Source organism: Aquabacterium sp., from assembly GCF_021768455.1.
Taxonomy (GTDB): Bacteria; Pseudomonadota; Gammaproteobacteria; order Burkholderiales; family Burkholderiaceae_C; genus Aquabacterium.
In genome coordinates this window covers 1-17,777 of record NZ_JAIZVX010000093.1, presented here as the reverse complement: position 1 = coordinate 17,777, position 17,777 = coordinate 1, and the positions used below count along the sequence as shown (strand labels likewise).

Here is a 17,777-nt window from a genome sequence, read left to right as displayed (position 1 = left end):
TGGGAAGCGGCGCAGGACATCGACGGCGACGAACACCCGTACCTGGCCCGCAAGGGCGTGAACGCCTACGGCCTGCGCATCGGCGTGTATCGCGGCATCAAGAATTCGCTGCTGGTCCCTGTGCGCCTGATCGATGGCGAACTGGTGACGCTGCAGGCGATCTTCGAACAACCATCGGCGATGATGGAAGGGCGGGACCGCGACTACCTGCCAGGCGGCCAGAAGCGCGGCGGGTTCCACATGCTGGGCGACAAGCCGCACGGCAGCGAACCTGTCATCCTGGTGGGCAGCGGTTACGCCACCTGCGCCAGCGCCCACATGGCCACCGGATACCCGGCTGCCGTGGCGTTCGATGACGGCAACATGCACAACGTCGCACTGGCGCTGCGCAACACCTATCCCATGGCCGTCATCATCATCCTGGCCGATGATGACCAGTGGCACGACGACCCGAACAAGCCGAACAGCGGGCGCGTGAACGGCGTACGGGCCGCGCAGATGGCGCAGGCGATGCTGGCCATTCCGATGTTTTCGGACACCAGCGGCAAGCCGACCGATTTTAACGACCTGCACCAGCTGGATGGGCTGGCAGCCGTCCGCGCGCAGATCATCGCCGCGCTGCCAAAGAAGGCCGCGAACGACAACGGGCCGCGCGTGCCGCTGGATTCGCCTGTGCTGATTGGCGGCTACCCGCACGTATCGGGCAAAGGTTCGCCGCTGAACACCGTGGAAAACCTGGAATACATGCTGGTCGAATACGGCATCAGCGTTCGGTACAACATCGTGCGCAAGATGGTGGAGGTGGACATACCGGGCCGCGACTACGGCGACGACCTGGACGCGAACTGTACCCTGGCCGAAATCAATTCGATGTGCGCGCGCAACAGCATGCCGAAGTCGGACACGCAGGATTACATCAAGCTGATTTCATCGAAAAACCGGTACAACCCAGTCGAGGATTTCATTTCGTCGCGGCCATGGGATGGACAGTCGCGTTTCGGTGATCTGGCCAGCACGCTGCAGACGCCCGACGACTACCCGGACGACCTGAAAATGATGCTGCTGCGCAAATGGCTGATTTCGGCCGCCGCCGCAGCACTCAAACCGCGCGGTTTCTGGTCCAAGGGCGTGCTGGTCCTGCAGGGCGCGCAGAGCGAAGGCAAGACATCGTGGATCAAGTCGCTGCTGCCGCCCGAACTGCGCAAGCTGCTGAAAGTCGGCGCGACCATCGACACGGCGAACAAGGATTCCATCAGCAGCGCAATCAGCCACTGGCTGGTCGAACTGGGCGAACTAGATGGCACGTTCCGCAAGTCGGACATCGCCAGGCTGAAAGGGTTCATCAGCCAGGACATCGACCAGCTGCGCCGGCCGTACGACCGACTGGAAAGCGAGTACCAGCGCCGCACCGTGTTTTTCGCTTCGGTCAATCCGAAGGTGTTCCTGGTCGATGACACCGGGAACGTCCGCTGGTGGACGATTCCGGTTTTGTCGCTGGACCTGAACCACGGCATCGACGTGCAGCAGCTGTGGGCAGAAGCCGCGCACTACTACGCCAGGGGTGAAAACTGGTGGCTGGACCGCGAACAGGAAGCGCGCTTGGAAATCGCCAACGCCGAACACCAGGAACCGAACACCATCGAAGAACTGATGCTGTCAAAGTTCAACCCGGAAGCGATCCGCAGCGCGACCATGACGGCCAGCGAAGCGCTGATTGCAATCGGGTTCGACCGGCCGACGAACGCGCAAGCCAAAAATGCAGGCGTGGTGCTGCGCAAGCATTTCGGCGAGCCGAAGCGTTCGAACGGGCGCTGGGTTTGGATGATGCCAGCGCGCCACCGTGACGCCGTGGAGCCGCCGCTATGACCATGGCGACCACATACGACGGCCGACAGGTGGACAGCAGCAGCGAGGCATGGCGAGCGCACTGCGAAGCCACCACGCTGCTGGCCTGGCCGCTGCACAAGCGCCGCGTGCACCTGCAGGGCGTGCTGGCCAGACGCGGCAAGGATGCGCACCGCGAGCTATCCGAACTGGTCAGCATGATCTGGAAGCACCAGCAGGCCAGCAAGCTGATGGCCATGAACGACAACGACCGCCGCCGGCACCTGGACCAGCTGGAACAGGCGACCAATCAGCGGATGCGCGCCGACATTGAAACGATTTTCGCAGCAAAACTAGGAGGGTAAAAAATGAGAATGACGCAGGAACAGCAAAAGGAATTTTGGAAGCTGGCGCAGTGCTGGGCCGGTTCGACCATGGACACGCCGAAGCGCGCCACCATGCTGCTGGAATTTGTCGAAGGGCTGATGTCGCCGCCGGAAATGAAGCCGCCGCCGGAAGGCATTTTGCATCACGCGCTGCGCGATCAGATGAACCGCGAGGCAGCCGCACGCGACGCCGCCGAAGGGTTGCGCGCCATCGAAGACCAGCTGGCCAAGCGCGAACGCCGTTTGGCAGCTGAACAGCGGCGCGAGGATGATCGACGGCACATCGTAACGGCCGCCGTTGATGTGCGGGCTGATGCGGACGTTATCACCATCGCCGTACAGGGCGAGCCGTGGTTTTTCTCGCCACGCAGCGGCGACATGGTTGCGGTTTTTGATGCAAAGGCGGTGTGAGATGAGAGACATTTACGAAATCGGCCGCGTGTACATCTGGCAAAATCAGACTGGCGAAATGGCATTTCTCAACGGTACGGAATGTACTGTCGTCGGCCACATGGAATACTTTAAAATTCTGAACCGCGACGATTGGGAATGGGGGCAGGAAACAGATTCATTCGACCACGAATCCGACTTCATGGCCCAGGCAGGCGACCTTCGCCCCAAAGACCCACCACCCGGCGAGAAATCAATTTCCGATCTGTTCAAGCTTCCGCAGCTGGAGCCTGAACACGCATGATGATCTACCGAACGCCACAGCTGTACTACTGCAAGCACTGCAAGATATGGGGCGATAGCCCATGGCAGTGCGAGTTTTGTAGCCGGCCGCGTCACGCATAACACCCAGCCCGCCCAGCGCGGGCTTTTTCACGCCCACATTGTTGCTAGGTACTGTACTGCGCAAGTATCTCAAATCGGCAACAAAATACTGAAATTATTTGCACAAGTAAATATAGCCGTGTATAGTTACTAAATGGACGCAGCGCACTGGGCGCGGCGAGTTGATAAGGGGATGAATGATGGACAATGCACTGAAAGCAGCAATTGAAGCCTACGCAACCATGTCGAAAATGACAGAACGCGAAGTGCTGGAAGCGATCAACGGCGGCAACGAGTCGGTACGCCGTTCCGTCACCATGCTTCTGTTCGCCGCCGCCTAACCCACCACCGCCCGCGACAAGCGGGCATCACCTGAAAGAATATATGACACGATACGAAATCTACAGCTGGGCCGCGTTCGCTGTGCTGCTGGTCGCGCTGGTCCTGAACAACTAGTTCGGTTGCAAATTGATTTGCCGGATGCCCGCCATGTGCGGGCTTTGTCAGTAGAAGCCGGCGTGGGCTGGCGTGATCGAAAGGGTATATGGATACGAATACGAATGAGAAGCATTTACAAATCGGCGCGACCGTCGCCGAACTGATCGACATCATCAAAGGCGCACTTGTTGACGATGTGCGTCAGTATCATGCGCCGGAGTGGATTGCGCGGGCTGAGAAGGCTGTTTTGGATGCGCCGCAGCGGTATGTGCAAGCATCCGCCCCATCGGTGACGGTGGATACGCCGGAGTTTCAGCAGTTGATCGAGTATTGGCGCAATGAACCATATGGAACGCGCAGCTTTGAAAATGCTTGGTCAGAACTGATCGCCCACATCGACGCCCACACCGCAGCAGTCGCGGCAAAGGCTGTGGTTCAGGCTTATCAAAACGGTTTTGATGCTGGGAAAGCTTACGAAGCGCTGGATCGCGTATCCACCCCACAGCAGCATGCGCAAGCGGCGCTGAGTGATGCTGCTGTGGGGTGGATCGTCAATGACAACGCGGAATTGGGCGTGAAGATCGGCAATCAGTTCTTCTTCCTCTACAAAGGCCGCAGCCTTGTCTACGAGCCAGCCCAGCATGACGACGGTAGCCCGCTGATGTGGCGGCCAGTCGGCAAGCGCGAATTTGGCGAGTGCTGCCATCCGGTGAATTATGCTGACCCCACAAAAATCGGCACAGTCAGACTGGACGATGGCAACGAGTGGAAAGAAGTCGCCGCCCGCCGGCCGCCGGCCGCAGCACCGGCAACTAAGCAAACCGACTTAGCAAAGCGCCTTCTTTTCAAGGCGAACGACACGGACGGCACCCAAATCAGCATCATGAAGGCTGATTTGATCGCTATCTGCTGCGAAGCCAATCGATATTACGATGGTATGGTTAACTGGAAATCCTGCGCCGAAGCTAAAGACGCCGCTCTCGCATCCCAAGCAAGCAAGGGTGCGGGGGTGGACTTGAATGCGTTGCAAGATATCGCCGAAGAATTGCAGCTTGAGGCACAGCAATACACTGGCGATTTCGCCGACACCGTGAACGGCTGCGCTGATGCAATCATTGCCCTGATTGCCCAATACCAATCCGCTAAGATGCAATTTTGTGCATGCCAGCCAGGCGAGCGCTGCATTCCAGGCTGCGATGAAGTCGCCCCATCGCCAGCACAGGCGCAGCCAGTAGCCGATGCCGCGCAGGGGCAGGTTGTTGTGGGCGCGGGCAATTTGCCGCTGTTCGACCGCAAACTGGCCGACCTAGAGCAGCGCGGCTATGAAGTCATCGGGCGCATTCTGCATAAAGAAGGCCAGTACGCGCTGTTTGATAGTTCGTGCCGCTGGCTGACTAAGCCGCAGTATCAGCGCCTGATGCATGAGCAGGACGGTTCGCTGTTTGCCGACAAACAACCTGCTGCGGACGCAGGCCAACTGCCAACGTTTTCCGGCTGTCTTGCTTCCCGGCTGTATGAAGCTATCGACATCGCCCGCGAGCGCGCACAGCATGCTGGCAGCGTTCAGCGGCGGAAAAAATGGGAGGCAACAGCTAAAGACCTGAGCGCCGCGCTGGCCGCCCGACAGCCTGCTGTGGGCGCAGGCGATCAAGACAACGGCAGCGACGCGCTGGGCAAGGCCATCCACGATCTGGCGCAAGTCCATGACGGCGTGGTGCGGGCCACTGGGAAGGACGGCCATATAGCGTTGCACCTTGAGCGCATCCATACGGCCCTGCTGGAAGTATGGCGGCCACGCCACCGCGCAACCATGCAGGCCGCGCAGAAAGGCGGTGCGGCATGAAGACCTGGCGTGTTCCATTCAGCCGCATCCGCAACGCATGGCTGCGCCGCAGCTTGATGGTTATGTTCTTCCCCATCATGCTGGCCTGCAATTGGCTGCTGATCCTGTGGGCCGCCGCGAAGGCGCTTATTGCGCTGCCGCTGGTGGTGGTGTTCCGCGTACTGGCTGCGCCGGTCAACCTTCTGCAAAACTTCGGTGAAGCGTGGCACGGGCGCGGGCCTGGCAGTGAGCGACCACCTGCCAAGGAGGCAGGCCAATGAGCGCCGACCGCGAACTGTTGGAACTGGCGGCGAAGGCGGCAGGTATTGCTTACGACGGCTGGGTAGAAGTGCCGATGAACTACGGCACAAACGACACCGGGCTTAACGTAGATGGCTACCGCGACCTGTGGAACCCGCTGGAAGACGATGGCCAGGCGCTGCGGCTGGCTGTGAAGTTGGGCGCACAGGTGAGCATCGACCTGGCAAAGAACTGCGCTAGTGCATTGCTGGACGATGGCGAAACCGTCCCTTGTGAATGGTTCGGCAAGGGCCAGCAGACAGCAGAGGCGGCCACGCGCCGCGCCATCGTCCGCGCAGCTGCGGAGATTGGAGCCTGCCATGGGTAAGCGCTTGGACGCCTGGCTGGGTAAGCACCAGTGGATCGGCCTTGTCATCGCGCTGGCCATCGTGGTGGGCGTGTGGTGGGCTGCTGGGGGTGCGGCGTGAGTCACAACTTCGGCCGCCCGTACAGCGTCAATGACTGGGTGGAAACCGCACTGCGCGCCATGCCGGCGACCATCAGAGAACTGACGGAAATCACCGGCCGCCCGAAAGGCACGATGAAGCACTGGCTGTACAAACTTCGCAGCGTCGGCTGGGCGCACGTTGGTGGCTGGAAACGCTCGCCAGGACCGGGCAAGAAACAGCCGGTGTTCAAGGCTGGACCAGGGAAGGACAAGCCGCCACCGCCGAACATTCCACTGAAAGACAGCGTGGACCGTTCGCGCGCCAAAGCACGCCAAGATGGCCGCTACGAATTCCAGCTGGCAAAGGCGCGAGCGGCCAAGAAAGTCGCCAGGATTCGCAAGCGAGGCATACCCGCTACACCGTTCGATGCGCTGCTGCGCTGACACCAAACCCGCCCATGTGGCGGGTTTTTCATTTCCGGCACCAGAATCTGCAGCCCTGAACCAAGGGCTGCAACTCAAATCTGCAGCCCTGAAAATGAAGTTGCAGCCCTTAGAACACCGTTTTGCTTGCGACGCGGCAGGATAGCAGTGTATACTGTGCATTCCTTCAACTACACCTATGACGCACTATCATGATGAAAAACCGCATGGAAAACGCAGTGAGTGCAGCCAAGCAACTGCATGAACACTACCCGGAGATTTCTATTGATACACTGTTCCTTGCGGCCTACCTGGGGCCGCAGGATCGCCAGAAAGTACCAGTGATCAACGACGACATCGACTTACCAGGATCAGTAGCGGAACTTGCTGATTTAAAAGGGAAAAGAGCCACGGCGACCGAAGTTTTCCGCCTTCTGAACTGGCGCGACGCGACGCCAGCAGAGGCGAAAAAAATGGGAATGCGGCTGCGTTTGCTAGGGTACAGTGCACGTCGCTCAAATGGGCGTCTGTACTTCACTTTATAGATTCTGCACCCCTGTCCAGCCCTTTCCGGCCCTAAGTCCTGCACTTGCTTAAGCCCTTGATTTCAAGGGCTTTTTTCTTATTATGCTATCAGAGTGTAGGAGATATATATAAACAAGAATAGGCAGTGCAGATAAGCAGAGCTACATTACCTCCCCCACAAGAAGAAAGGTCTTGAAAAGCCTACCCTTGTCGCTACTCCTACCCTGAGTTGTGCAATCTCAACAATTCGCAACAAAAATTGCCGCGTAAATATCTATTTCCGAGCGTCTATATTACAATCAGGCATTCAAACTTGGATGCCAACAATGGAACTACCACAGAGTGTTCAGCAAATAGCTGACGTTATTGGCAGTGAAAAGGCGTTACTGCTGGTGGGCAAGCTGCCGCGCTGTCATCGGCGTGATGAGCGATGGCCCAATGCGAAAAACGGCCAGGCCGTCATGTACGTGCCAAAGCTGGAAAACCTGTCGCTGGATCACAAGCTGGTCGAAATCCTGGGATGGCCTGACGCTGAAAAGCTGTCGCGCGAGTTCGGCGGGCTGATCATGTATCCAGCCAAGTGCGCCGACCTGGCGCGCAAATTCCTTCACGCCAGCATCCTGCGCATGGCCCGGACTGGGATCAAGTCCACGGCTGTGGCTGTGGCCTTCGGCGTGTCGGAACGGACGGTGCGCAATCTTCTGCGGGAAAACCCACTAGAGGAATTCCCGGCGGCAAGTAACGACAATGCGCTGGTACACAACGAACTGGCGCGCGCATGAACCAACAGGACAATATCGAATCCCCTGTGCTGAAAGTTTTCAGCATGTGGGCCGCAATCGGCATCACCAGCTGGGCCGAATTCGCAAGCTTTCTGGCGGCGATTTACACAATGTTTTTGATGGGCGAATGGCTGTGGAAGAAATTATTTAAACCCATTGCTGTGCGCCACGGCTGGATTGAAGCACCGCGCAACTATGTGGGCGGCGACGATGAGCAATAACGCCGTCGCAGCACCACGTCGCGGCCTGGTGGCGATTGTGGGCGCAGCTGCTGCCGCTGCCCTGTACACGCTGACGCCATCCATGGAAGGCACCGTGTACAAGACGTACCGCGATCCAGCGGGCATCCTGACGTACTGCACTGGTGCGACCGAGGATGCCGCCTGGGGCAAGACGTACACGCCGGCAGAGTGCAAGGCGCAGCTGGACCGCGATCTGGCGCGGCACGCCGAAGGCATCAGCAAATGCGTGAAGTTCGACAAGCTGACCGATGGCCAGCGCGTCGCGTACGTGGACTTTGCTTACAACGTCGGCGTTGGCGCGTTCTGCGGTTCGACCATCGCGCGCAAGGCCAATGCCGGCGATTTGGCCGGTTCGTGTGATGCGCTGCTGGCCTGGAATAAAGCCAAAGCGTGGCGGCCAGTTTTGGATAAGTTTGGTCGCACACAAAAAGATGCGGAAGGAAAAGTTATTTACGCGTGGCAATTCATCGTCCTGCCAGGTCTGGCACGGCGGCGTGATATCGAGCGCGATTACTGCCTGGGATCGCGGCGGATATGACGTTTTCGCAGTGGATCGCGGCCATCGCAATAGAGCCGCTTACGTTCTTTGCTTTGGGCGCGGCGCTGGGAAGTGTCGGCACGTTTGCAGTGATGATGTGGTGGCTTACTAAGGAATGCATTCTATGAACCCGCTGGCCAAATACGGCGCGGCTGTCGCCATAACCCTGGCATCGCTTTACGGCGCATACCGCCACGGCTGCACCGTGACGCAGGCAGCGGCCGATCTGGCGACGACCAAAGCCAACGCCGCGCACGCGGCTGAAACGATTTCATTGCAGGCGCAGGTTCGCGCCGCTGAACACAAGGCCACGCAGGACATGGCCGCCATCGATGCCCAGCATCAGAAAGACATTGCAGATGAACGTTCCAAAGCAAGCGCTACTCTTGCCAGCTATCGCGCTGGCACTCTGCGGCTGCGCGACGAATTCGCCCCAACTATCGGCCCAGCCCAGCCTGTCCTGCCCGGTGTTGCCACCAGCACCGGCAAGCGTGATGCAGCCGGTACAGGTGGACTACAGCCTGCGCATGTCGAATTTCTTGTTCAAATCGCCAGTGACGCCGACCAAGTAGCCAAGCAGCTGGCTGCCTGTCAGGCCGTGGTGCGAGCGGACAGGGGGCAGTGATGGCAAGGGCGACCATCGGCAGAGTGGTGCACCCTGATAGCCTGATCCTGGCTGTACGTGAGGCGCACAGGACCATGCCCATCAAGGCGGTGCGCGCCATGTTCCCGCAGCTGGCCCAGTCGCATGTGTACAACATCTGTATTGGGAAGACGCGCCCACACTTGCAGCCAGGCAACATTGGCAGCGCAGATGGATGCACCAATGTGGTGCGTGATGCGTGATGTGTTGCGCAAATACAACAAAGATGCACCGCTTTGGTGCATTTGGGTCCTTCCGAACGCCCCACACCATGCGGGGCGCAACGTCCCGCCGGCTTTCATATCTGAGTGAGTTCTAAAACCCGAATTTATGTATAGCAAAACGCCGTTTTCACCGAAGAAACGACACTGAAATGACTATCAATCTGAACCGGGCAGACCTTGCCACCCACATGGGCGTAACGCCTGTAACCATCGACAATTGGCGCAAGGCCGGCATGCCTGTTGTTCAGCGCGGAAGCCGTGGCGTTGAATGGGTTTTCGATCTGCCTGCAGTCATCAAGTGGTACACCGAAGAAAAGGTGAAACAGGCGATGGGCGATGCGCCCACCGACCTGACCGAAATCGAGAAGCGCACCGCCAGCGCCAAGATGCAGAAGGCCGAACTAGAACTGGCCAAGGCACGCGGCGATGTTGCGCCGATCCGCGAGTTTGAGCGCGCGCAGGCGAAAGCATTTGCGCAAGTGCGGGCCAACGTCATGAACGTGCCGCAGCGCGTCGTCATCCAGCTACTGGGCGAAACCGACGAAGCGAAGTTCAAGCAGACGCTGCGCGCCGAACTGGTGCTGGCGCTGCAGGCGGCGGCAGAAGCGGAACTGACGCTGGCCGACGAAGACGAAGCCGTGGAAGAAGAAGAATAAAATTTACTCAGGTAAAGTATTCGCTGTATAATTTGCCTAAATTCAATAACTAGGGGCAGAAATGAATTCGAATAAATATGATTTGCGCATGGGCAACTGCCTGGAATTGATGAAGTCGCTACCAAATGCCAGCGTGGACCTGGTGCTGTGCGACCTGCCGTATGGGGAAGTCTCTCAAAAAAGCAGCGGCTTGCGCCTGCTGGATCGCGGAAAGGCCGACAGGTGCGACATGGACCTGGACGCTGTGGCCGCTGAATTCGACAGGCTGGCGAAGGGCAGCATCTATGCTTTCTGCGGGACTGAACAAATCAGCCAGTTGGTGCGTGCATTCCGTCAGCGTGGCCTGACCGTGCGCGTGGGCGCGTGGGAAAAGACCAACCCTAGCCCGATGAACGGAACGCGCCTGTGGGTCAGCGGCATGGAATTCTGCGTGTTCGCCAGGAAGCCGAACGCGACATTTAATGAACACTGCAAAAAGGCGCTGTGGCAGGCACCATCCGGCAGGTCGAAAATCCACCCGACGCAGAAGCCGGTCCAGTTGATGGAACGCCTTATTTTGGCGTCTTCGAACCCTGGCGACGTGGTTCTGGACAACGTGATGGGCAGCGGCACCACTGGCGTGGCCTGCATGAACACCGGCCGCCGCTTCATCGGCATGGAAATGGACCCTGCATATTTCGCCATCGCCCAGCAGCGCATCCAGGCAGCCATGCCGCAACCTGCCAACGACAACACCACATGCAATCACGCAGCCGTAGCCTGACAGAAGCCGCAGCCAACACCGCCATCGGCTACCTGGTGGCGGTGTGTGCACAGGCCGTCATCCTTCCTGCGTTCGGCATTGCCGCGAGCGCCGGCCAGCATTTCGGAATAGCGGCGGCATTCACCGCCGTGAGCCTGGCGCGAAGCTATGCCTTGCGCCGATTGTTCAACGGACTGAAATGACCACGGCCGATTTCTCCAACGCCGACGCGGTGCTGGCCGCGACCCGCCGCGCTGCCCGCAACCTGGTTCCGCCGCCCGACATGCTGCCGTCGCAGTGGGCCGAATCCAACGTAAAAATCAGCGTCGGCAACGCAATCCCTGGCCCGATTTCGTTTGCGAATGCGCCGTACCAGCGCGGCATGCTGGATGCGATGAAGGAACCCGGCATACGCCGCGTGACCTACAAAACCGGCGCGCAGCTGGGCAAGACGACCGTGCAGCAGTGCGGCATCGGATATTTCATCGCGCACGAACCGGCCAGCCAGATTTTCGTCCAGCCGACGCAGGGCGACGTGCAGACGTTCCTGGAAACGAAACTACGGCCCATGCTGGAAGCCAACCCGAACATCGCCGACAAGATGGCGAAGCAGCGCGGGCGCGAAGGCGTGAACAACAGCCGCATCATCAGCTATGTGGGCGGTTGGCTGATGTTTAGCTGGGCAGGCAGCCCGAAAACGCTGCGCGGCCGATCCGCGCCGAAGACGCACGCCGACGAAATCGACGGCATGGACGCCACGCCCGAAGGCGATCCTGTCGAACTGCTGGACCAGCGCGCCGCGACGTTCGGCGACCAGGCGCTGCGTACCGAGTCCAGCACGCCTACCACGCTGGGCGAAAGCCGCATCGAAACGGCGTTTGATGAAGGCGACCAGCGCCGCTTCTACGTGCCATGCCCGCACTGCAGCCATGCCCAGTATTTGCGGTGGGAACAGGTGCGCTGGGATGGCCGCGTGTCTACCGACATCAAGTCGGCCGAAGCCGATCTGAACCAGGATCACAAGCCAGAAACGGCGCGGTACGCCTGCGAGGATTGCGGCTGCCTGTGGGACGATGGCGAGCGCATAGCGGCGATCCGCAACGCCGAAAGCTTGGGCCACGGCTGGCGGGCCGCAAAGCCGTTCAAGGGGCATGCTTCGTTCCACGCGCCGGAAATGCTGTCTACGTTCCGCCGGCTGCGCGACATCGTGCAGTCGTACCTGAACAAGCTGGTCAAATCCGACGTGCAGTCGTTCCAGAACGTCAGCCTGGGCGAAGCGTTCGAAGAAACCGGCGAGAAGGCCGACCCGGATAGCCTGTTCAAGCGCCGCGAGGAATACCGCGCTGACGTTCCAGCGGGCGGCCTGTGGCTGTCGGCCGGCGTTGACATGCAGCAGGACCGCCTGGAAGTGGAGGTGGTGGCCTGGGGCGTTGGTGAGGAATCTTGGTCTATCGAATACCGCGTGCTGTGGGGCGATCCGCTGGCCGGCGAGGTGTGGGAAGACCTGACGGCATTCCTGGAACAGACCTACCAGCACGAATCCGGCGCGCAGCTGGCCATATCCGCCAGCTGCCTGGATACGGGCGGCACGGCAGGCTACACGCAGGCCGCCTACGATTACGCCAAGGGCAAGACCGGCCGCCGGTTGTTCGCCGTGAAGGGCGGCGGCAAGTGGGGCGACCCTGTGGTGGCCGCGCCGTCGCGCAAGCAGTCGGGCAAGACTGGCCGCAAGGTTGATTTGTTCATCGTCGGCGTGGACGAAGCGAAACTGACCGTAATGCGCCGCCTGTCGCAAGCAACAATTGGGCCTGGTTACTGCCACTTCCCGCAGGACGATGACCACGCCGAAGAGTATTTCAAGCAGCTGACGGCCGAAAAGCTGATTACGCGATACGTCAAGGGCTTTCCGGTGCGCGAGTGGCACAAAACACGCGACCGAAACGAGGTTTTGGACTGCCGCGTGTACGCCTATGCGGCGCTGAAAATCGCCCTGCCACCGCTTAACCGCTTGGCCGAACGGCTGAAAATGCCTGAAAAACCGGCCGAAATACCGCAAAAACAGCCAGAAAAGCGGCCCGAAAAGGTCGAAAAACGCCCGGTTCAGCAGCCGGAAAACCCACTAGAGGAACAAAAGCCAGCGCAAGCGGACAATCCGCCAGTACGTCGCCAAAAGGTGCAAATGGCACCGAAACGACGGAATTTTGCGACCAACTGGTAAGGCTGACGTGAACGGAATTTTACCGCCGACCATCGGGGCGGGCCTGACATTTTCGACGCTGGCGACACTGACGGCATACCCGGCAAGCGACTGGGTGCTGTCAGTGTCGCTGCGCGGCCCTTCGGCCATCGACCTGACCGCCACCGCTGACGGCATCCAGCACCGCCTGGAAGCCTCCGCCACTGCCACCGCTGAATACCTGCCTGGCCTGTATGCATACAGCGCCCGCGTGACCGATGGCAGCGCCGTGGTCGAAGTTGAGCGCGGCACCATCACCGTGCTGCCTGACCTGGCGCAGTCCACTGGCGGCGACATGCGTTCGCACGCCCGCATCGTGCTGGACAACATCAGGGCGGTTATCGAGAAGCGCGCCACGCAGGATCAGCAGCGCTACACGATCAACAACCGCGAACTGTGGCGCACGCCGATTTCCGATCTGCTGAAACTGGAAACGCTCTACGCGTCGCGCGTGCGCGCCGAAGAAACCGCAGCACGCGGAAACAAGAATTTCGGAACGCAAGTTCTGATGAGGCTGCCATAATTGTTCAAATTATTTCAAAAAACCGAGCCAGAAGCGCAGGCACCGGCCGCGACCGTGGAAGCGCGCCCATCGCGCGGCACGCTGCGGCGCATCGCCAGTAGCGTGACGCGCATGTTCAAGGCCGGCGAGTCCGACCGCCTGACGATGAACTGGGGAACCGTGCCGATTTCGGCCGATGTCGCCGTTCAGCGCTGGCAGCGCACGCTGGTGGTCCGCTCGCGCGAGCAAGCAGCCAATAACGACCACGCCCGCGCGTACGTGCGCATGTGCCGCCAGAACATCGTCGGCCCGAACGGCGTGGTCCTGCAGGCGCAGGCCAAGACCAGCAAAGGCAAGCTGGACAAGGAACTTAACGAAGCCATCGAACTGTCGTTCGCCCGCTGGGGCCACCGCGACAACTGCGACGTGACCGGCCTGGAATCCTGGCGTTCCATGCAGTCCAGCGTGGTGGCAAGCTGCCCGACCGATGGCGAATTCATCATCCGCAAGGTCTACGGGCGTGAGGCGGGCGCATGGGGGTTTGCGCTCCAAATAATCGACCCTATCCGATGCCCTGCGGACTACGATGTGCAACGTCCAAACCGCAATGACACGAATTTTATTCGGGCGGGCATCGAATACACCAAATTTGGCAAGCCTGTAGCCTTCCACATCACTACCACGACTGCCGAAGAGGCGGAATACAGCAGCGGCGGGCGTCACTACGTGCGCATTCCCGCAGGCGAAATCATCCACGGCTACCGCAAAGACATGGTGGGCCAGAAGCGCGGCTTCCCCTGGATGGCGACCGGCCTTTTCCGCCTGCGCAACCTGAACGGCTACGAAGACGCGGCAATCATCAACGCCCGCATCGGCGCGTCGAAGGTTTGGGCGATGCAGTTCGAACCTGGTTTCGGCCCGCAGTACGACGAAGACGACCCGCCGGAAATGAACGTGGAGCCTGGAACCGGGTTCATCGTGCCAGAAGGCGGCAAGCTGGTGGACTGGTCGCCGCAGTCGCCATCCGGCGAGCTTGGCCCGATGGTCAAGCACATGCTGCGCAGCATCGGCGCAGGCTGGGGCGTGCCGTACAACGAACTGTCGGGCGACCTGGAAGGCGTCAATTTTTCCAGCATCCGCCAGGGAACGCTGGACAGCCGCGAGAACTGGAAAGAGCTACAGGAATGGCTGGTTGAAACCCTTTGCCAGCCGGTGTTCGAAGCCTGGCTGGAATACTCGCTGCTGGCTGGGAAGATCACCAACGCCAAGGGCAAGCCGGTAGCCGTGAAGGCCATCGACACGCACAACGATATCGCGTGGCAGCCGCGCCGCTGGGATTGGATCGACCCGCGCGCTGATGTCGATGCAGCCGTGGAATCGAAAAATAATTTCCTGAAATCGCCAGGCCAGATCATCCGCGAGTCGGGCCGCGATCCGCAGACCGTGTGGATGGAAAGCGCCCGCGACCAACGCGCGATTGTCGAAGCGTATGTGGAAGAGGGGTTCACGAAGGAAGAGGCGCTGGAACTGGTCAAGCTGTCGATGGGCATGCAGCCGAAACCGCCAGCGCCGGCAGAAAAACCAACACCGAAAGCAGCCAATGAGTAAGAAAATCCAGCAGCATCTGCGTGAAATCCAGAAGCGCGGCCCGCAGTTCCGTACTGCTGAAGTGGGCGCTGTCGATGTCGAAGCGCGCACCGTCGAAATCGCTTTTTCCAGCGAAACCGAGAAGGTGGAACGCTACTACGGCATTGAAGTGCTGGGCCACGACGCGAACGAAATCGACCTGTCGCGCATGAACAATGCTGCGCCGCTGGTCTGGATGCACGATCTGCGCGACCAGCGCGGCGTCGTTGTCGTCGGCACCGCCCGCGTCGATTCCGACCGGATCGCGCGCTGCACCATCCGTTTCAGCCGCAGCGAGGAAGGCGAAAAGCTGTTCCAGGACGTGATCGACGGCATCACCACAAAAGTATCGGTGGGCTACAACGTCAGCGGAATGCGCCTGGTCGAAGAACGCGACGGCATCGACGTGTACCGCATCACCGCCTGGCAGCCGTTCGAAGTATCGCTTTGCAGCGCTGCCGCCGACGACGACGTGGGCGTGGGCCGCAGCTTGGAAAACCCACTAGAGGAACCAGAGCCGGAAAGCGCGGAAGATTCCAGCATCAACAAAGTTTTGATTACGAATACTACCGAGGAACAGCGAACCATGATTAAGAACGTACGTAACGCCAAGGGCCAGCTGGTCCGCGCGGAAGTGGACGACAACAACAGTATCGTCACCGAACTGGAAGTGCTGGAAGAGGCGGGCGCAGGCGAACGTGCGGCTGGTCAGCGCGGCACCGATGCCGAGCGCGCACGCAGCGCCGCCATCCTGGCGATGGGCGAAAAATACGCCGGCAGCGTGCCGGAAGCGCGCGAACTGGCTTCCCAGATGGTGCGCGACGGCAAGACCGAAAAGGACATGCAGGACGCGCTGCTGGTCAAGTTCAACGAACGCGCTGCAAAGCCGCTGTCGGAACAGAGCGCCGGCAGCGAAATGGGCATGACCGACGCCGAAGTGCGCCGATACTCGTTCATGAACGTGGTTCGCGCCCTGGCCAACCCGAACGACGCCAACGCGCAGAAGGCGGCGGCCTTTGAAATCGAATGCGGCATCGCCGCGCAGCGCGCACTGGGCAAGACCGCGCAGGGCATCCTGGTCCCGCCTGACGTGCTGTCGCGCGCCATGAACGCGGGCGGCGTCGCCGGCAACCAGGTGGGCGCGCAGCTGATCGACAACGACGTGATGCGCGGTTCGTTTATCGACCTGCTGCGCAACCGCACCATCGGCATGCAGCTGGCTACCGTGATGGCGGGCCTGGTGGGTAACGTCGATATCCCGAAAAAGACCGCTGACGGTCAAGCCTTCTGGATGGGCGAAGACCAGGACGCGAGCGAAACCGGTTTCAGCCTGGGCCAGATTTCGTTCAGCCCGAAAACGCTGGGCGCGTTCACCGAAATCACCCGCCGCCTGATGCAGCAGACCAGCATGGGCGTGGAAGCCATGGTGCGCAACGATCTGATCAATGCCATCGGCCAGGCCATTGACAAGGCGTTCTGGTACGGCGAAGGCGGCCAGTATCAGCCGCTGGGCCTGAAAAACCAGTCCGGCATCAACGCCGTGGACTTCGCCACCGCCGGCAAGCCGACTTTCGCTGAACTGGTCCAGATGGAAACCGAAATCGCCGCCGACAACGCGGACATCGGCACCATGGCCTACGTCGGCAATGCTCGCTTCCGTGGCCACGCGAAAACCACGCTGCGTTTCCCTGGCGTGGACGGTTCGAACACCATCTGGGAACAGGGCAACACCGTGAACGGCTACCGCGCCGAAATCACCAACCAGGTGATTACCGGTGACGTGTTCTTTGGCCAGTTCGCAGACGCGATTATTGCGCTGTGGGGCGGCCTGGATTTGACCATCGATCCGTACTCGCTGAGCAAGCGCGGCAGCGTGCGTATCGTGGCCTTCCAGGACGTGGACATGGGCCTGCGCCGCAAGGAATCCATCTGCTGGGGTTCCGACCTGGTTTCGTAATCCAGGGTAGCGAATAGCGGAAAGGGCGGCAGGGCCGCCCTTTTTTGAAACGAACAGGAATTTCATCATGACCAAAACTGCAACCGTGAAGCTGACCGCCGCAATCGGCGTCGCTGGCGAACTGATGAAGCGCGGGAGCGTCATCACCATCCCTGAATCGGCCGCGAAAGACCTGCTGCGGCGCGGCAAGGCCGAAATGGCGACGGCAGACGATGAGGCCGCCGAAGAACTGGCCGACGCTTCGGAAGAACAGGCAGAGCCGGCGACCGATGAGGCCGCCGCCGACAGCGCAGAGCCAGCCAAGAAAACCGGCAAAAAGAAGTAATTTCAAAATCACCGAAGGAATAAGACTATGCAACCACTCGTTTCCCTGGCAATCACGCCGCTGGCTGCCGCAAAGCGCATCACCGCGACCGACACCAGCGCCGCCGTCGATATCTCGGACTTCACCGGCGTCTGCCGCTTCGTGCTGAATTCGTCCGCACTGGAAGGCGCGAGCCAGACCAGCGACGTGAAGCTGCAGCACTGCGACACTTCCGGCGGCACCTACGTGGACAGCGGTATTTCGTTCGCGCAGATCACCACTGCCGGCGGCGCTTCGTTCCAAGACCTGCTGCGCAGCGTGGACGGCCTGAAAAAGTACGTGAAGGTGGTCAACACCTTGGGCGGCACCTCGCCGGCTGTGACGTTCGCCCTGTCGGTGATCGGCAAGAAAGCGAACGGCTAAGATGCCGACAACGCCGGCCTGG

General features: G+C 60.2%; 23 protein-coding genes. All 23 read left to right on the top strand.

The window, feature by feature from the left end; all coding sequences use genetic code 11:
- The coding region (locus QZ994_RS12885; RefSeq protein WP_290872090.1) for a VapE domain-containing protein at positions 1–1,866 on the top strand (1,866 nt) is incomplete at its 5' end.
- Positions 1,863–2,189 carry a hypothetical protein gene (locus tag QZ994_RS12880; RefSeq protein WP_290872087.1) on the top strand — a complete coding sequence of 109 codons (327 nt, stop codon included), beginning with the start codon at positions 1,863–1,865 and terminating at the stop codon, positions 2,187–2,189. The genes QZ994_RS12885 and QZ994_RS12880, both read left to right, overlap by 4 nt.
- A 9-nt stretch (positions 2,190–2,198) precedes the next feature.
- A complete protein-coding gene (locus QZ994_RS12875) occupies positions 2,199–2,621 on the top strand; it encodes a hypothetical protein (RefSeq protein ID WP_290872084.1) in 423 nt (140 codons plus the stop codon).
- 1 nt (position 2,622) lies between these two features.
- The gene (locus tag QZ994_RS12870) at positions 2,623–2,904 is read left to right on the top strand and encodes a hypothetical protein (RefSeq protein ID WP_290872081.1); all 282 of its coding nucleotides are present in this window, start codon (positions 2,623–2,625) and stop codon (positions 2,902–2,904) included.
- Between the two features lie 280 nt (positions 2,905–3,184).
- Positions 3,185–3,325 (top strand): hypothetical protein, encoded by a 141-nt coding sequence (locus QZ994_RS12865; protein WP_290872078.1) that lies wholly within the window; start codon positions 3,185–3,187, stop codon positions 3,323–3,325.
- A gap of 203 nt (positions 3,326–3,528) precedes the next feature.
- Positions 3,529–5,265 carry a hypothetical protein gene (locus QZ994_RS12860; RefSeq protein ID WP_290872075.1) on the top strand — a complete coding sequence of 579 codons (1,737 nt, stop codon included), beginning with the start codon at positions 3,529–3,531 and terminating at the stop codon, positions 5,263–5,265.
- Positions 5,262–5,525 carry a hypothetical protein gene (locus tag QZ994_RS12855; protein ID WP_290872072.1) on the top strand — a complete coding sequence of 88 codons (264 nt, stop codon included), beginning with the start codon at positions 5,262–5,264 and terminating at the stop codon, positions 5,523–5,525. Before QZ994_RS12860 ends, QZ994_RS12855 begins: the two co-directional genes overlap by 4 nt.
- Entirely contained in the window at positions 5,522–5,872 is a 351-nt protein-coding gene (locus tag QZ994_RS12850; protein WP_290872069.1) for a hypothetical protein, read from the top strand. The genes QZ994_RS12855 and QZ994_RS12850 overlap by 4 nt, the downstream gene beginning before the upstream one ends.
- 96 nt (positions 5,873–5,968) lie before the next feature.
- Entirely contained in the window at positions 5,969–6,376 is a 408-nt protein-coding gene (locus tag QZ994_RS12845; RefSeq protein ID WP_290872065.1) for a hypothetical protein, read from the top strand.
- Positions 6,377–6,567: 191 nt separating this feature from the next.
- Positions 6,568–6,900: a hypothetical protein gene (locus QZ994_RS12840; RefSeq protein ID WP_290872062.1), complete on the top strand. Its 333-nt coding sequence runs from the start codon at positions 6,568–6,570 to the stop codon at positions 6,898–6,900.
- Positions 6,901–7,206: 306 nt separating this feature from the next.
- Positions 7,207–7,662 (top strand): helix-turn-helix domain-containing protein, encoded by a 456-nt coding sequence (locus QZ994_RS12835; RefSeq protein WP_290872059.1) that lies wholly within the window; start codon positions 7,207–7,209, stop codon positions 7,660–7,662.
- A complete protein-coding gene (locus QZ994_RS12830; RefSeq protein WP_290872056.1) occupies positions 7,659–7,883 on the top strand; it encodes a hypothetical protein in 225 nt (74 codons plus the stop codon). The genes QZ994_RS12835 and QZ994_RS12830 overlap by 4 nt, the downstream gene beginning before the upstream one ends.
- Positions 7,873–8,442: a lysozyme gene (locus tag QZ994_RS12825; RefSeq protein ID WP_290872053.1), complete on the top strand. Its 570-nt coding sequence runs from the start codon at positions 7,873–7,875 to the stop codon at positions 8,440–8,442. The genes QZ994_RS12830 and QZ994_RS12825 overlap by 11 nt, the downstream gene beginning before the upstream one ends.
- Before the next feature lie 124 nt (positions 8,443–8,566).
- Positions 8,567–9,067 carry a lysis system i-spanin subunit Rz gene (locus tag QZ994_RS12820; protein ID WP_290872050.1) on the top strand — a complete coding sequence of 167 codons (501 nt, stop codon included), beginning with the start codon at positions 8,567–8,569 and terminating at the stop codon, positions 9,065–9,067.
- Between the two features lie 391 nt (positions 9,068–9,458).
- Positions 9,459–9,965, top strand: coding sequence for a terminase small subunit (locus QZ994_RS12815; protein WP_290872047.1), 507 nt, complete (start codon positions 9,459–9,461; stop codon positions 9,963–9,965).
- Between the two features lie 61 nt (positions 9,966–10,026).
- The gene (locus QZ994_RS12810; protein WP_290872044.1) at positions 10,027–10,728 is read left to right on the top strand and encodes a site-specific DNA-methyltransferase; all 702 of its coding nucleotides are present in this window, start codon (positions 10,027–10,029) and stop codon (positions 10,726–10,728) included.
- Positions 10,704–10,910, top strand: a complete 207-nt coding sequence (locus QZ994_RS12805; RefSeq protein ID WP_290872042.1) for a hypothetical protein — start codon at positions 10,704–10,706, stop codon at positions 10,908–10,910. Before QZ994_RS12810 ends, QZ994_RS12805 begins: the two co-directional genes overlap by 25 nt.
- Positions 10,907–12,925, top strand: a complete 2,019-nt coding sequence (locus tag QZ994_RS12800; RefSeq protein ID WP_290872039.1) for a terminase gpA endonuclease subunit — start codon at positions 10,907–10,909, stop codon at positions 12,923–12,925. Before QZ994_RS12805 ends, QZ994_RS12800 begins: the two co-directional genes overlap by 4 nt.
- A 7-nt stretch (positions 12,926–12,932) precedes the next feature.
- Positions 12,933–13,466 carry a hypothetical protein gene (locus tag QZ994_RS12795; protein ID WP_290872036.1) on the top strand — a complete coding sequence of 178 codons (534 nt, stop codon included), beginning with the start codon at positions 12,933–12,935 and terminating at the stop codon, positions 13,464–13,466.
- Positions 13,467–15,053 (top strand): phage portal protein, encoded by a 1,587-nt coding sequence (locus tag QZ994_RS12790; RefSeq protein WP_290872033.1) that lies wholly within the window; start codon positions 13,467–13,469, stop codon positions 15,051–15,053. It begins immediately after the preceding gene.
- On the top strand, positions 15,046–17,028 hold the full coding sequence (locus tag QZ994_RS12785) for a phage major capsid protein (RefSeq protein ID WP_290872030.1): 1,983 nt from the start codon (positions 15,046–15,048) through the stop codon (positions 17,026–17,028). The genes QZ994_RS12790 and QZ994_RS12785 overlap by 8 nt, the downstream gene beginning before the upstream one ends.
- A 67-nt stretch (positions 17,029–17,095) precedes the next feature.
- Positions 17,096–17,353, top strand: coding sequence for a hypothetical protein (locus tag QZ994_RS12780; protein ID WP_290872026.1), 258 nt, complete (start codon positions 17,096–17,098; stop codon positions 17,351–17,353).
- Between the two features lie 27 nt (positions 17,354–17,380).
- Positions 17,381–17,755, top strand: coding sequence for a hypothetical protein (locus QZ994_RS12775; RefSeq protein ID WP_290872024.1), 375 nt, complete (start codon positions 17,381–17,383; stop codon positions 17,753–17,755).
- The last annotated feature ends 22 nt before the right edge of the window (positions 17,756–17,777 follow it).

What these genes read in the sequence shown, in the direction of transcription:
- QZ994_RS12880 (WP_290872087.1), top strand. Translation starts at nt 1,863, where the DNA reads ATGACCATGGCGACCACATACGACGGCCGACAGGTGGACAGCAGCAGC.
- QZ994_RS12875 (WP_290872084.1), top strand. Translation starts at nt 2,199, where the DNA reads ATGACGCAGGAACAGCAAAAGGAATTTTGGAAGCTGGCGCAGTGCTGG.
- QZ994_RS12870 (WP_290872081.1), top strand. Translation starts at nt 2,623, where the DNA reads ATGAGAGACATTTACGAAATCGGCCGCGTGTACATCTGGCAAAATCAG.
- QZ994_RS12865 (WP_290872078.1), top strand. Translation starts at nt 3,185, where the DNA reads ATGGACAATGCACTGAAAGCAGCAATTGAAGCCTACGCAACCATGTCG.
- QZ994_RS12860 (WP_290872075.1), top strand. Translation starts at nt 3,529, where the DNA reads ATGGATACGAATACGAATGAGAAGCATTTACAAATCGGCGCGACCGTC.
- QZ994_RS12855 (WP_290872072.1), top strand. Translation starts at nt 5,262, where the DNA reads ATGAAGACCTGGCGTGTTCCATTCAGCCGCATCCGCAACGCATGGCTG.
- QZ994_RS12850 (WP_290872069.1), top strand. Translation starts at nt 5,522, where the DNA reads ATGAGCGCCGACCGCGAACTGTTGGAACTGGCGGCGAAGGCGGCAGGT.
- QZ994_RS12840 (WP_290872062.1), top strand. Translation starts at nt 6,568, where the DNA reads ATGATGAAAAACCGCATGGAAAACGCAGTGAGTGCAGCCAAGCAACTG.
- QZ994_RS12835 (WP_290872059.1), top strand. Translation starts at nt 7,207, where the DNA reads ATGGAACTACCACAGAGTGTTCAGCAAATAGCTGACGTTATTGGCAGT.
- QZ994_RS12830 (WP_290872056.1), top strand. Translation starts at nt 7,659, where the DNA reads ATGAACCAACAGGACAATATCGAATCCCCTGTGCTGAAAGTTTTCAGC.
- QZ994_RS12825 (WP_290872053.1), top strand. Translation starts at nt 7,873, where the DNA reads ATGAGCAATAACGCCGTCGCAGCACCACGTCGCGGCCTGGTGGCGATT.
- QZ994_RS12820 (WP_290872050.1), top strand. Translation starts at nt 8,567, where the DNA reads ATGAACCCGCTGGCCAAATACGGCGCGGCTGTCGCCATAACCCTGGCA.
- QZ994_RS12815 (WP_290872047.1), top strand. Translation starts at nt 9,459, where the DNA reads ATGACTATCAATCTGAACCGGGCAGACCTTGCCACCCACATGGGCGTA.
- QZ994_RS12810 (WP_290872044.1), top strand. Translation starts at nt 10,027, where the DNA reads ATGAATTCGAATAAATATGATTTGCGCATGGGCAACTGCCTGGAATTG.
- QZ994_RS12805 (WP_290872042.1), top strand. Translation starts at nt 10,704, where the DNA reads ATGCAATCACGCAGCCGTAGCCTGACAGAAGCCGCAGCCAACACCGCC.
- QZ994_RS12800 (WP_290872039.1), top strand. Translation starts at nt 10,907, where the DNA reads ATGACCACGGCCGATTTCTCCAACGCCGACGCGGTGCTGGCCGCGACC.
- QZ994_RS12785 (WP_290872030.1), top strand. Translation starts at nt 15,046, where the DNA reads ATGAGTAAGAAAATCCAGCAGCATCTGCGTGAAATCCAGAAGCGCGGC.
- QZ994_RS12780 (WP_290872026.1), top strand. Translation starts at nt 17,096, where the DNA reads ATGACCAAAACTGCAACCGTGAAGCTGACCGCCGCAATCGGCGTCGCT.
- QZ994_RS12775 (WP_290872024.1), top strand. Translation starts at nt 17,381, where the DNA reads ATGCAACCACTCGTTTCCCTGGCAATCACGCCGCTGGCTGCCGCAAAG.